Source organism: Streptomyces fradiae, assembly GCF_041270065.1.
Classification (GTDB): Bacteria; Actinomycetota; Actinomycetes; order Streptomycetales; family Streptomycetaceae; genus Streptomyces.
In genome coordinates this window covers 2,645,295-2,658,139 of record NZ_CP065958.1, presented here as the reverse complement: position 1 = coordinate 2,658,139, position 12,845 = coordinate 2,645,295, and the positions used below count along the sequence as shown (strand labels likewise).

The 12,845-nt window shown below is 70.7% G+C and carries 11 protein-coding genes; 4 read left to right on the top strand and 7 right to left on the bottom strand.

Features of this window, described 5'->3' with window-relative positions; all coding sequences use genetic code 11:
• Nucleotides 1-3: 3 nt before the first annotated feature.
• From JAO84_RS11955 to JAO84_RS11925, 7 genes are all read right to left on the bottom strand, one after another.
• Nucleotides 4-1,458, bottom strand: coding sequence for a hypothetical protein (locus JAO84_RS11955; RefSeq protein ID WP_370412849.1), 1,455 nt, complete (start codon nucleotides 1,456-1,458; stop codon nucleotides 4-6).
• Nucleotides 1,459-1,767: 309 nt separating this feature from the next.
• A complete protein-coding gene (locus JAO84_RS11950; protein WP_370412848.1) occupies nucleotides 1,768-2,739 on the bottom strand; it encodes an N-acetylglucosamine kinase in 972 nt (323 codons plus the stop codon).
• The gene (locus JAO84_RS11945; protein ID WP_370412847.1) at nucleotides 2,730-3,995 is read right to left on the bottom strand and encodes a 6-phospho-beta-glucosidase; all 1,266 of its coding nucleotides are present in this window, start codon (nucleotides 3,993-3,995) and stop codon (nucleotides 2,730-2,732) included. The genes JAO84_RS11950 and JAO84_RS11945 overlap by 10 nt, the downstream gene beginning before the upstream one ends.
• Nucleotides 3,996-4,002: 7 nt before the next feature.
• A complete protein-coding gene (locus tag JAO84_RS11940; protein WP_370412846.1) occupies nucleotides 4,003-4,908 on the bottom strand; it encodes a carbohydrate ABC transporter permease in 906 nt (301 codons plus the stop codon).
• A gap of 3 nt (nucleotides 4,909-4,911) precedes the next feature.
• A complete protein-coding gene (locus JAO84_RS11935; RefSeq protein ID WP_265862474.1) occupies nucleotides 4,912-5,856 on the bottom strand; it encodes a carbohydrate ABC transporter permease in 945 nt (314 codons plus the stop codon).
• 5 nt (nucleotides 5,857-5,861) lie between these two features.
• Nucleotides 5,862-7,211, bottom strand: a complete 1,350-nt coding sequence (locus JAO84_RS11930) for an ABC transporter substrate-binding protein (protein ID WP_370412845.1) — start codon at nucleotides 7,209-7,211, stop codon at nucleotides 5,862-5,864.
• A 48-nt stretch (nucleotides 7,212-7,259) separates the two neighbouring features.
• Nucleotides 7,260-8,423, bottom strand: a complete 1,164-nt coding sequence (locus tag JAO84_RS11925) for an ROK family transcriptional regulator (protein ID WP_370412844.1) — start codon at nucleotides 8,421-8,423, stop codon at nucleotides 7,260-7,262.
• A gap of 262 nt (nucleotides 8,424-8,685) precedes the next feature.
• Here JAO84_RS11925 and JAO84_RS11920 point away from each other — a divergent pair, with 262 nt between their 5' ends.
• The 4 genes from JAO84_RS11920 (at nucleotide 8,686) to JAO84_RS11905 (ending at nucleotide 12,703) form a co-directional block, all read left to right on the top strand.
• The gene (locus JAO84_RS11920; RefSeq protein WP_370412843.1) at nucleotides 8,686-9,156 is read left to right on the top strand and encodes a hypothetical protein; all 471 of its coding nucleotides are present in this window, start codon (nucleotides 8,686-8,688) and stop codon (nucleotides 9,154-9,156) included.
• A gap of 15 nt (nucleotides 9,157-9,171) precedes the next feature.
• Nucleotides 9,172-11,418, top strand: a complete 2,247-nt coding sequence (locus tag JAO84_RS11915) for a DUF6571 family protein (protein ID WP_370412842.1) — start codon at nucleotides 9,172-9,174, stop codon at nucleotides 11,416-11,418.
• Nucleotides 11,419-11,421: 3 nt separating this feature from the next.
• On the top strand, nucleotides 11,422-11,985 hold the full coding sequence (locus JAO84_RS11910; RefSeq protein ID WP_370412841.1) for a hypothetical protein: 564 nt from the start codon (nucleotides 11,422-11,424) through the stop codon (nucleotides 11,983-11,985).
• Between the two features lie 151 nt (nucleotides 11,986-12,136).
• Nucleotides 12,137-12,703, top strand: coding sequence for a hypothetical protein (locus JAO84_RS11905; protein WP_370412840.1), 567 nt, complete (start codon nucleotides 12,137-12,139; stop codon nucleotides 12,701-12,703).
• Nucleotides 12,704-12,845: the final 142 nt, after the last annotated feature.

Sequence of the window (12,845 nt, the reverse complement as noted above, 5' to 3'; positions counted from 1 at the left end):
CTCTCACCGGTACTCCGACAGTCTGCGGTTGACGCCGGTCACGGCGCACCCCGCGGCGAGCACGCCGAGGACCGCCGCGCCCAGCGGCAGCCCGGTCAGCGCGTCCCGGCCGCCCTCGGCGGCCAGGGTGAACTCGTCCTGCTCGTGCGACAGCGCCCGGCCGAGCGCCGCGTCGACCCGGTCGAAGGACTCGCCGGTCGAGCCGGTGCGGCCGATCACCTTGTTCATGGCGGCCGTGAAGTCGCCCGCGTCGTCGAGCTGCCGGGCCTGGGCGTGCCGGGTGCGCCACTCCTCGGTGCGGCTGGTGGCCTCGGCCACCGGGTCGCGGCCCGCGCCGTCGTCGGCGAGCCGGCCGGCCTCCTCCAGGGCGGCGGTCAGCGTCTTCGCGCTGCTCGTGTAGTCGGCCTCGTACTTGTCGTTCTTGCCGTCCTCGGTGAGCACGGCGCCGCGGCCCACCACGGCCAGGTTCTCGTTGGCGCGGGCCTTCAGGGAGCCGATCCGGGCCTCGTTGAGGACCTGCAGGGACTCCTGGCCGTGCGCCCGGGCGTCGTCGAGGCCGGCGCGGGCGAGCCCGTGGCCGGCCACCAGCCAGAGCAGCGCCACCGCGCAGGCGGTGGTCGCGCCGAGCAGCCCGCGGTTGAACACCCGGTTGGTGCGCAGATAGCTGCGGCGCTGCGCCCAGCCGAGCACGGCGAGCGCGAGCAGCCCGAGGCCGATCGACAGGAACGGCCAGGTGCGGGCCTCGTCGTCGTCCTGGGCGAGGCGCTCGGTCTCCGCCGCGTACAGCCGCTCGGCGGCCGGGAGCAGCTGCTGCGTCATCGTCAGGTTCGCGTAGCGCAGATAGGCGCCGCCGAGCGGCAGGCCCTGCCGGTTGGCGGCCCTGGCCCGCTCCACCAGACCGGTGTAGCGCGGCAGATGCTCGTTGAGCGTGGCGATCTCGCGGCCCGAGCCGCCGTCCGCGTCGGTGCTCGCGGCGGCCTTCACCAGGAGCCGGGAGGCGGTGGCGATGTCGTCCGTGTAGCGCTTGCGGAGCTGGTCGGACTCCTGCGGACCGGCCAGGAAGCCGCTGGCCGCGGTGGCGTCCGCGTCCGCGAGGGAGCGGTAGATGTCGGCGGCGTCCGCGCTCAGCGGCTGGCTGCGGCCCACCACGTCGTCCGCGTACGAGGCGCGGTCGAGCACCTCGTACGCCGTGACGGCGCCGAAGGCGACGACGAGCAGTGCCAGCACGGCGCCGAGGATCCGCAGCCGGCCAGGCTCGGTGGTGGCGGCGCGGCGCAGCACGGCGCGGGCCTCGGCCCAGGCGCCGGGCCCGTCGGGCGGCGGCGGCGCCGCAGCCGGGCCCGGCCCGGCCTGCCCCGCGGCTCCGCTCTGCGCGGGCACGCCGGAACCCGGCCGCGCGGGCGCGGTGGCGGTGCCCTGCGCCGCCGAGGCGGCGGGCGCGTTCGGCGGGTATGTCACGTGACCTCCCCCTCGGTCTCAGACGTCGACCCGTCCTGCCGGTGGCGGGGCGGACGGCTACTACCCGGCCAGCAGTATGGCCGCAGTGCCCGTCCCGTACACCGGGATTGACTCGATCTTGTTCCTATCGTGCCCCATGTCCCCCTGTGCGTCGCAGGCGAACCCCCTTCCTCAGGAACACGAGTGGTGGCCGGAATCGGTTCCACCCCGAACATCCTCGAACGAGTGAACATGCGTGCGGGGCGCCCCGGGAAGAGCGCCCCGCACACATGCGTCACGTGTCATGCGTCTCGTGCGTCGTACGGCGGCTCAGGCGTAGTACGCCCGCAGGCGCGCCGCCGCCTCCGGCGGAGCGCCGGCCGCGTCCAGGGCGAGCAGCCCCGCGCCCAGCACCGGCGGCGCCGTCACCACGACCGTCCGCGCCTTCGGCGCCTTCACGGCGAGGACTTCGGCGATCCGCCCGTCGAGCCGCGGATGCCGGGCGGCGAGCACGCTCCCGCCGAGCACCACCGGCGCCTCCTCGGCGAGCAGTCCGAGGCGGCCGAGCGCGACCGAGGCGAGCGCCACGACCTCGTCGGCGAGCCGGTCCACCAGGGACCGCGCCACCGGGTCGCCCTCCGCGCTCGTACGGAAGAGCACCGGCGTCAGCTCGTGCTTGCGCTCCGGCGGGATCCGGCCCAGGTGCAGCGCCTCGATCAGCGCGTACATGCTGGGCAGCCCGAAGTGCGTCGGCAGGGCGTGGGCGAGCTCGGTCGGCCCGCCCCGCCCGTCCTCGGCGCGCGCCGCGAACCACAGGGCCTCGTCGGCGAGTCCGCCGCCCCCGCCCCAGTCCCCGGAGATCTTGCCGATCGCCGGGAAGCGCGCCGTACGCCCGTCGGGCAGCATGCCGACGCAGTTGATGCCCGCGCCGCACACCACCGCGACACCGCGCGGTTCGTCGACCCCGGCGCGCAGGATCGCGAAGGTGTCGTTCCAGACGTGGACCGCGCCGCCCCAGCCGCGCGCCTCGAGGCCGGCCTTCAGACCGGCCTCCTCCACCGGCAGATCGGCATTGGCGAGACAGGCCGCGATCTGCGCGAACACCGGCTCCACGCCCGCCGCTTCGCACGCCCGCCCGACGATCTCCGCCAGCGCCTCGACCGCCGTCTCCACCCCCACCAGCGGCGGCTGGAACCCGCCGCCGCGAGCCCCGCCCAGGACCGTGCCGTCCGGGGCGAGGACCGCGACGTCGGTCTTGCTGTTGCCGGCGTCGATCGCCAGCAGCGCTCCGTTCAGGCCCACGCGAGGTGCTCCCGGTTGTGCGCGATCAGCCGGTCGGTCAGCCCGTCGGCGTACCCGAACTGCCCCACCAGCGGGTGCGCGAGCAGCGCCTTGAACACCCGGTCGCGGCCGCCGCGCAGCGCCGCCTCCAGGGCCAGGTCCTCGTACGCGGTGACGTTGGCGATCAGCCCCGCGTACAGCGGGTCGACCGGCGCCACCGGCAGCGGCACCGCCCCCTGCGGCCCCACCGCGGCCTGCACCTCGATGACGGCGTCGTCCGGCAGGAAGGGCAGCGTGCCGCGGTTGTACGTGTTCACCACCTGGTACGGCGAGCCACCGCCGCCCAGCAGGGACGCGGCCAGGTCCACGGCCGCCTCCGAGTAGAAGGCGCCGCCGCGCTTGGAGAGCAGCTCCGGCTTCTCGTCGAGCGCCGGGTCGCCGTACATCTCCAGGAGCTGCTTCTCCATCGCGGCCACCTCGGCGGCCCGCGAGGGCTTGGTGCGCAGCTCCTCGACGACGGCGTCGTGCGCGTAGAAGTAGCGCAGGTAGTACGAGGGGACGACGCCGAGCCGGTCCACGACGGCACGCGGCAGCCGCAGGTCGTCGGCGACGGCGTCGCCGTGCTCGGCGAGCAGCCGGGGCAGCACGTTCTCGCCCTCGGGGCCCCCGATCCGTACCCCGGTCTCCCAGGTCAGGTGGTTGAGCCCGACATGGTCGAGGTGGACGTCGGCCGGGGCGACGCCGAGCAGCGCGGCGAACTTGCGCTGGAAGCCGATCGCCACGTTGCACAGGCCGACGGCCTTGTGGCCGGCCTGGAGCAGCGCCCGGGTGACGATGCCGACCGGGTTGGTGAAGTCGATGATCCAGGCGTCCGGGTTGGTCCTGCGGACCCGCTCGGCGATGTCCAGGACCACCGGCACGGTGCGCAGCGCCTTGGCGAGACCGCCGGCGCCGGTGGTCTCCTGGCCGACGCAGCCGCACTCCAGCGGCCAGGTCTCGTCCCGCTCGCGGGCGGCCTGTCCGCCGACCCGCAGCTGGAGCAGCACGGCGTCGGCGCCGTCGACGCCGGCGTCGAGGTCGGAGGTGGTGACGATCCGGCCCTCGTGGCCCTGCTTGGCGAAGATCCGCCGGGCCAGGCCGCCGACCAGGTCGAGGCGGTCGGCGGCGGGGTCGACGAGGACGAGTTCGGTGACGGGCAGGGTGTCGCGCAACCGCGCGAACCCGTCGATGAGTTCGGGGGTGTAGGTGGAGCCGCCCCCCACGACAGCGAGCTTCATTGAACAGTCAGCCCTTCACTCCGGTCAGTGTGACGCCCTCGACGAATGCCTTCTGGGCGAAGAAGAAGACGAGGATCACGGGGGCCATGACCAGGACGGTCGCGGCCATGGTCAGATTCCAGTCGGTGTGGTGCGCGCCCTTGAAGGACTCCAGGCCGTAGCTCAGGGTCCAGGCGGCCGGGTTCTCGGAGGCGTAGATCTGCGGCCCGAAGTAGTCGTTCCAGGCAGCGAAGAACTGGAAGAGCGCGACGGCGGCGATGCCGGGCTTCGCCATCGGCAGCACGATCCGCAGCAGGGTGCGCAGTTCGCCGCAGCCGTCGACGCGGGCGGCGTCGAGGTATTCGTTCGGGATGGTCAGCAGGAACTGGCGCAGCAGGAAGATGGAGAAGGCGTCGCCGAAGGCCATCGGGATGATCAGCGGCCACAGCGTGCCGGACAGGTCCAGCTGCTTCGCCCAGAACAGGTACATCGGGATGACGACGACCTGCGGCGGCAGCATCATCATCGAGATGACCAGCATGAGCGCCAGCCGGCTGCCGCGGAAGCGGAACTTGGCGAGGGCGTACGCGACCGGGACCGACGACACCACGGTGAGGACGGTGCCGAGGCCCGCGTACAGCAGGGTGTTGCGCCACCAGGTGAGGAAGCCCGGGGTGTCGAGCACCGCCGTGTAGTTGTCCCACTCCCAGGTGGCGGGGACGAGGTCGCGGGTGAGCGTCTGCTGGTCGCTCATCAGCGAGGTGAGCAGCACGAAGACGAAGGGGAGGACGAAGAACAGCGCGGCGGCGATGCCGAGCGCGTGGACGGCGATCCAGCGCAGGACCGCCTTGCGGCGGGCGGCGCGGGCGGCCGGGGTGCCGGCGGACTTCCGCTCGGCGGGCGCGAGTTCGGGTGCTTCGAGGGTCTGGCTCATGGTTCAGTCACCTGCCTGGACGAGACCGCCGCGGCGGCGCATGAGCAGCAGGGTGAAGACCATGGCCAGGGCGAAGAGGATCAGGGCGGTGGCGCAGGCGGCGCCGTAGTCGAAGCGCTGGAAGCCGAGGTTGTAGACGAGCTGCGGCAGGGTCAGCGTGGACTTGTCCGGGTAGCCGGGTTCGAAGGACTGTCCGGAGCCGCCGATGACGCCGGAGGCGACCTTCCCGGCCACGAGCGGCTGGGTGTAGTACTGCATCGCCTGGATGATCCCGGTGACCACGGCGAACATCACGATGGGCGAGATGTTCGGCAGCGTGACGTAGCGGAAGCGCTGGAAGGCCGAGGCCCCGTCGAGCTCGGCCGCCTCGTACTGCTCCTTCGGTACGTCGAGCAGCGCGGCCATGAAGATGACCATGAGGTCGCCGACGCCCCACACCGCGAGCATGGTGAGCGCGGGCTTCGACCAGGCGGGGTCGTTGTACCAGGCGGGGGCCGGGACGCCGAGGCCTTCGAGGATCGCGTTGACCGGGCCGGTGCCGGGGTTGAGGAGGAAGACGAAGGCGAGCGTGGCGGCGACCGGCGGGGCCAGGTAGGGCAGGTAGAAGAGGGTCCGGAAGACTCCGGCGCCGGTCTTGATCTTCGTGATGAGCAGGCCGACGCCGAGTCCGAAGACGACCCGGCAGGCGGTCATCACCACGACGAGCCAGAGGGTGTTGCGGAGCGCCGGCCAGAACAGCGGGTAGTCCCGGAAGACGTACGTCCAGTTGGTCAGGCCGCTGAAGGTCGGCGGCCGGAAACCGTCGTAGTCCATGAAGGAGAAGTAGACGGTGGACACGAGGGGGTACGCGAAGAAGACCGCGAACCCGATGAGCCACGGGGAGAGGAAGGCCGCGGTACGAAGCGCCGCGCGCCGGCGCTTCGAGCGGAGGGTGATCGTACTGGTCATCGCGCCTACTTCGCCTTGGCGATGTCGGTGTCGATCTGCTCGGCGGTCTTCTGCAGCCCGCCCTTCAGGTCGGTCACCTCGCCCTTCTCGTACTGCACGGCGAAGTCCTGGAGGGTGTTGAGGTAGGTGGCGCCGTTGACGGCCCCTGCCGCGGTGTTGGACTTCGGGTGCTGCGCGATGTCGAGGAAGGTCTTGAAGCGCGGGTCGAACTTCAGGTTCGGGGACTTCAGCGCCTCGAAGGTGGAGGGCACGTTGCGGATGCCGTTGGCGAAGGCGACGACGGCCTCGGTGTCCGTGGTCATGAACTTGACCAGTTCCCAGGCGGCGTTCTGCTTCTTGCTCTGCGGGGCGATGCCCATGACCGTGCCGGAGAGATAGCCCTTGCCGTAGTCGGCGGCCTGCGCGTCCGGGACGGGCATCGGGGCGACGCCGATGTCGAAGGCGGCCTTGGCGTCGGTGGCCATGCCGAGCCGCCACTCGCCGTCGAGCTGCATGGCGACCTGGCCGGTGTGGAAGGGGTGCTTGGCGCCCCACTCGTCGCCGAAGGTGGTACGGAACTTCTCCAGCTTGGCGTAGCCGCCGAGCTCGTCGACCATCTTCTTCTGCACGGTCATCATCTCGGCCACGCCGGCGTCGGTGCCGACCGTCGACCTGCCGCTGGCGTCGAAGTACGCCGGGCCCCAACTGCCCAGGTAGTGCTCGGTGGTGGTCTCGTAGCCGCGGTAGTTCGGCATGAAGCCGAGCTGCGCGTAGCCGTCGCCCTTGGGCTTGGTGAGCGCCTTGGCGGCGGCGAGCAGCTCGGAGTAGGTCTTCGGGGGCTTCTCGGGGTCGAGACCGGCCGCCTTGAAGGCGGTCTTGTTGTAGTAGAGGCCGTACGCGTCGGTGAGCAGCGGCAGCGCGCAGCGCTTGCCCTCGAACTGGGTGTAGTCCAGGAGCGTCTTGGGGATGATCTTGTCGAGTTCCAGCTTGGACTTGGCTATGAAGGGCTGGAGGTCGGCGAAGGCCCCGGACGAGCAGAACTTGCCTATGTTCGACGTGGTGAAGGAGGAGACCACGTCGGGCCCCTTCGAACCGCCGGTGCGCAGCGCCTGGTTGAGCTTGTCGTCGTTGATGTTGCCGACGACGTTCACCTTGATGTTGGGGTGGGCCTTCTCGAAGCGCTTGATGTTGTCGTTGATGGCCTGCACCTCGGAGGGGGCGGACCAGCCGTGCCAGAAGGTGATTGTCGTCTGCGCGTTGGGGTCGTCGGTGGCGCCGTTGTTCGCGGAGCCGGTACAGGCGGCGGCGAAGAGCGCGACGGACGTGGTGGCGGCGAGGGCGGCGGCGAGTCTGCGGTGTCGGCGCGGTGCGGGCATGGCGGAATCTCCCTGGAACGGGGACGGGGTGGTTGTGGCTTTCTGGGACTACCTGGACGTGTCGAAGACCTCGTCGCGGGTGGCGGCGAGGGCGGATTCGAGGGCGCCGCGGAGCACCGGGTCGCGGTCGACGGCGGCGAGGACGAGCCGGGGCCGGGAGGCGGCCAGATCGGCGAGCTGGGCCTGGACGCGGGAGCGCAGCGGCTCGCCGCCGGGGCTGATGGCGAGGCCGGACAGCACGATCAGCTCGGGGTCGAGCACGGCGACGAGGGCGGCGAGCCCGGTGGCCAGGCGCTCGGCGTAGGTGTCGAGGAGCGCGGCGTACCGCTCGTCCTCGGCGTGCCGCTCGGCGGCCTCGGCGAGCAGCCGGGCCGCGGTCTCGACGTACGGCTGCTCGCGGGTGTCGATCCCGCAGGCCTTGGCGATCCGGGGCACCGACTGCACGCCGGCGAGCTCCTGGAAGCCGCCGGAGTTGGCCTTGGCGACCTGCCGTACGAGCGGGGTGCCGGGCACCGGCAGGAAGCCGACCTCGCCGGCGCCGCCGGTGAACCCGCGGTGCAGCCGCCCGCCGAGGACGAGCGCGGCGCCGACGCCGCCCTCGTTCCACAGCAGCACGAAGTTCTCGTGGTCGCGGGCGGCGCCGAGCCGCTGCTCGGCGAGGGCGACCAGGTTGACGTCGTTCTCGTACTCGAAGGGCATCGGCAGCGCGACGGCCAGCTCCTCGAGCAGCGTGGGGGAGTGCCAGCCCGGCAGGTGCGAGGCGTACCGCAGCCGCCCGGTGGCCGGGTCGAAGGCGCCGGGCGTGCCGATGACCACGCGGTGTACGTCCCCGAGGGCGAGCCCGGCGGCCTTCACGGCCCCGCCGAGCGCGTCGACCACCTGCCGCACCACGTCCTCGGCCCCGCGCCCGGGCGTCGCCACCGCGAACTCCCCGACCACGGCGCCGGTCACATCGGCGACCGCCGCGCGGATCCCCTCGGGCGTGACGTCGAGCCCGGCGGCGTACGCGGCCCGCGGATTCACCCCGTAAAGCTGCGCGTTCGGCCCCGGCCGCCCCTCGGTCGTCCCGGTCACCACGACGAGCCCGGCGGCTTCGAGTCGGGCGAGGAGCTGCGACGCCGTCGGCTTCGACAACCCGGTCAGCTTCCCGATCCGCGTCCGCGACAACGGCCCGTGCGCGAGCAGCAGATCCAGCGCGGCCCGATCATTCATGGCCCGCAACACCCGCGGCGTCCCGGGCGTCCCGGCTGCTCCCGTACTCGTACCGGCCACGACGCCCACCTGTCTGTGTACTGTTAGGAAGGTTTCCTATTGTGTTGGGAGGAACGTAAGGCCGCGGTCATCGGGGCGTCAAGGGCCGGGAACGTGAAGAACCAGCAGAAATGATCAGCCCTCAGTGGTCGGTGTGGGGACCGCATCGGTAACGTGCGGGGGAAGAACGGCCGTTCGGATTTCAGACACGGGGGTATCGGGAATGTCGTTCGAGGACGAGTGGGCCGCGGAGAAGGCGGCTGTCGCGACGCGGCTCAACCAGCTTCCCGACGCGGGAGGGGGGCACGCAGCGCCGGCCGCGAAGGGTTCGGCGGACTATGTGGTCGAGGACGACGACCTGGGCGAGATCGGCCACGCCGCGTACGGCCTGTTCAACGGCCTGCAGACGGGCGGCAAGCACGCGGACACGGCGAGCGAGACCGCGGGCACGAGTCTGAAGGGCGACGGCTTCGACTCGGGCGCCGCGCTCACGGAGGTGAACAAGACCTGGGAGACACAGGTCAAGACGCTGCTCCAGGCCTGCGCGCACATCTCCAACCACCTGAACTACACCAAGAAGTCCGCCAAGGCGGACGACGACTGGATCGCCGCCCAGATGCGCATCCTCGGCCCGGTCCCGCCGAACGTCGACGCCGCCGTGCCCGCGTCCCAGATCGACAAGTACTTCCGGTAAGGAGCCGAGCCAGACATGCCCACGTTCGAGCAACTCCTGAACGCCAAGCTCGGCCCGATGAACACCGCGGCCACCCAGTGGACCCAGATGATCTCGAAGCTGACGCAGCTGAAGACCGACGCGTCGGCGATGAAGACCAAGGCCGACAAGTCCACCTGGCGCGGCGAGAACGCCTCCGTGACGAAGGAGTTCGTCACCAAGACGGCCAAGGAGTTCGATGACGCCGTCACCGAGGCCGAGTCCGTGCGCGACCTCCTCCAGGACGCGTACACCCTGCTCAAGTCCGCGCAGGACGACCTCAAGAACGCGTACGACAACCCTCCGCCGGGCATCACCATCTACCCGAACGGTGTGCTCTCCCACCGGGTCCACCCCGATCGGCGATCGAAGGACAGCACGGAGCCCATCGCCACGGAGGCCCAGTTCGACGCCCTCAGGGAGAAGCTCGAAGGCATTCTGAAGCGTGCGAACGAGGCCGACGAGCTGTGCGCGTGGGGCCTGCGCGCGCTGATCAAGAACCACCCCAACGACTTCGGCAGCACCGACATCAACGGTGTCGCCGAGGCGAAGGAGATGCGCGCCGAGGAGAAGCAGCAGGCCGAGAACGGACGCGAGGCCGCCAAGCTGTACGCCCGCTGGGAGCACCTCGACGACAAGGAGCGCGAGCGGCTCCTCACCCTCGTCGAGGGCGGCAAGAACCACCCGGCCTTCGCCGCCGAGCTGATGACCAACCTCAGCTACAACGGCCGCGACGGGCAGGAGGCGGTCCTGCTCCTGGCCGGCAGCATGGAGCACGGCGGCCGCGACGGCTCGGTCTCGGCCACCGACGCCCGCCTCTACAAGGCGTTCTCCGGCAGCCTCGCCACCGCCACCGGCCCCGACTCCCCGCTCGGCTCCCCGGGCGGAATGACCTCGGCCTGGACCGACCGCCTCATCGGCCTGGCACGTGACGGCAACGGCCTGCCGAACCAGCACCCGGGGCAGCTGGGAGGCGGGGCGACGGGGCTGAGCACGCTGACGAAGCTGATGGCGGCGGACAATGACGCCTACGAGGTCTACGACCCGAACAAGGACCCCAAGGAGAAGTCCTCGCCCTGGAAGAAGGACGAGGGCGACCCGGTGTTCAGCGAGGCCTTCCTGACGGAGGTCGCCGACACCATCCGCGAGTGGGAGACGAACACCGACGACCCGTACGACGGCTACATGAAGAACTGGCAGGGCACCCAGGAGGACCCGATGAAGGGACTGCTGAACGCCATGAGCCGCAACCCGTCCGCCTCCACCGCGTACTTCGACCCGAACACCACGGACAACCTGAAGTACTTCATGGAGGAGCGGAAGTGGCCGGGGGGTGACGTCGAGAGCAAGATGCCGGAGGAGACCCAGTACACCTCGGCCCGCGCCGAGTTCGGCCTCGCGCTCGAGGCGGCGTCCACCGGCCGCGTCCCTGGTTCACCGCTGCACCCGGTGCCCGCTCACCACGACGGCGCCGAGACCGCGATCTTCGAGCGGGTGATGAGCGAGTACACGGAGGCGCTCCGCAAGGACCAGAGCGCCGTCCCCGTCTCCATGCGCCTGCCGATGGCCGACATGATCGCCGACTACGGCTCCGACGTGCACCAGATCCTGGGCAAGAAGATGGACGGGCCAACCGACTTCAACGAGCTCACGATCGACCGGGGGGACCTCACCCGGATCATCCGCTCCACAGCGGAGGACCCCAACGCCTACAAGATCATCCACGCCTCGCAGAGCGTGGTCATCGGCGAGGGGCTCAACCACTTCCCGGCGGAGTCCTTCCGCGAGAAGGACGAGGAGCTGCGGGCCTGGGTCAAGCAGTCGGCATCGGCGCTCGGGCACCTCGACGGTGTGCGCGGCGACGTGATCTACGACATGGGGCAGGCGGAGAAGGACGCCAACAACTGGAACAAGATGGTCAACTACCATGTCGTCGGCGGACTGCTGACCCCCATCCCGGTCGTCGGCGACGGGGTCCAGCGCACGGTGGACTGGGCTCTGAGCGGGGCCCTGAACAACGACAACGCTAGGGTCGACGCCGCGACCCGAGACAACATGATTAAGCATTACGACGAGGGTCAGCAGGAGATGTACCGCCTGCTGCGCGGGATGGCGACGAAACGCGGGCTCACGCCGGAGGAGCTGGACGCGAGCCCCGGTGAGTACGAGGACGGCCTCCAGTCGACCACCGAGCAGTGGTATGCGTACGGCATGGGGGAAGCGGATAAGGCGATGGGACAGTGACCGATGGACAAGAAGTGGCTGCCGCTGACCGTCGTGCTCGGCGTCGCCGGGGTAGCCGTCGTGACGGCGAGCCTCTGGCCTGAGGAGGAGAAGCCGCCGCTGCCGCGGACCTTGTGTTACGGGGCGCTCAGCCGGCAGACGGCGGAACTGATCGACGACGGCAAGGGGGGCGAGGTCAGCGCGGAGGAGTGGGAGAGCCCGGGCAAGGGCGAGCTCAAGGTGTTCAAGGGGTGTGGCGTGATGCGCGCCAACCCCGACAACGACTACCCCCGAGGCACCTTCAACCTGATCATCCAGGACGAGCTGCACGACTCCGGCCCCAGGAAGGATTCCGTCCCCCTCGGCCCTGGCTTCAAGGGCTGGGTGCGCCCCGACGAGGCCAAGGCGACACTGCCCGCCGGCTGTGCCGCCCGCATGGGCTCGACCGCCCCGTACATCACCGTCGAGCTCATCACCCCCTCGCAGGAGGAGAAGAAGAAGCTCGTCGACCGGGGCACGGCCATCCACAGAAGCACCACGGTGCTCCGCGAGGCGGCCACGAACCTCGCGCGTCTCGCCGGCTGCTGAGTCGCGCCATCCCACTGAAGAAGAGCGGTGGTCGAGATCGCCACTTTGCATGGGGCGATGGGCGGGATGGCGAAGGAGCCTGGGCACACGGAAAAGGGACCGGTGGCAGCGCGCCATGGGGGACGCTGACAAGGCGATGGGACAGTGACCGATGGACAAGAAGTGGCTGCCGCTGACCATCGTGCTCGGCGTCGCCGGGGTGGCCGTCGTGACGGCGAGCCTCTGGCCTGACGACAAGGAGAAGCCGCCGCTGCCGCAGACCTTGTGTTACGGGGCGCTCAGCCGGCAGACAGCGGAGCTGATCGACGACGGCAAGGGGGGTGAGGCCAGCGCGGAGGAGTGGGAGCGGAAGGGCAAGGGCGACTACGCGGTGTTCAAGACGTGCCACGTGATGCGGGCCAACCCGGACAGTGACTCTCCCCGCGGGATCTACCAACTGATCATTCAGGACACGCAGAGCGCCTCCGGCCACAAGAAGGACTCCGTCCCCCTCGGCCCCGGGTTCACCGGCTGGGCACTCCCGGACAGGGCCGAGGCCACGCTGCCCGTCGGCTGCGCCCGCCGCATGGGCTCGACGGCTCCCTACATCACAGTCGAGCTCATCGCCCCCTCGCAGGAGGAGGAGCAGGGCCTCGTCGACCGGGATACCGCCATTCGCAGAAGCGCCACGGTGGTGCGCGAGACCGCTACCAACCTCGCGCGTCTCGCGGGCTGCTGAGCCGTGGCCCAAGGGTACGGCCGACTTGTGGAAGGCAACCTCGACAAGGCAAGGGAAGCCATGCAGTGATGGAGAGCCGCCGCCGAACGGGTCCCGAAGACGATGACGCGGGGTGCCTGCGGTGGGTGATGGTGTCCCGGGG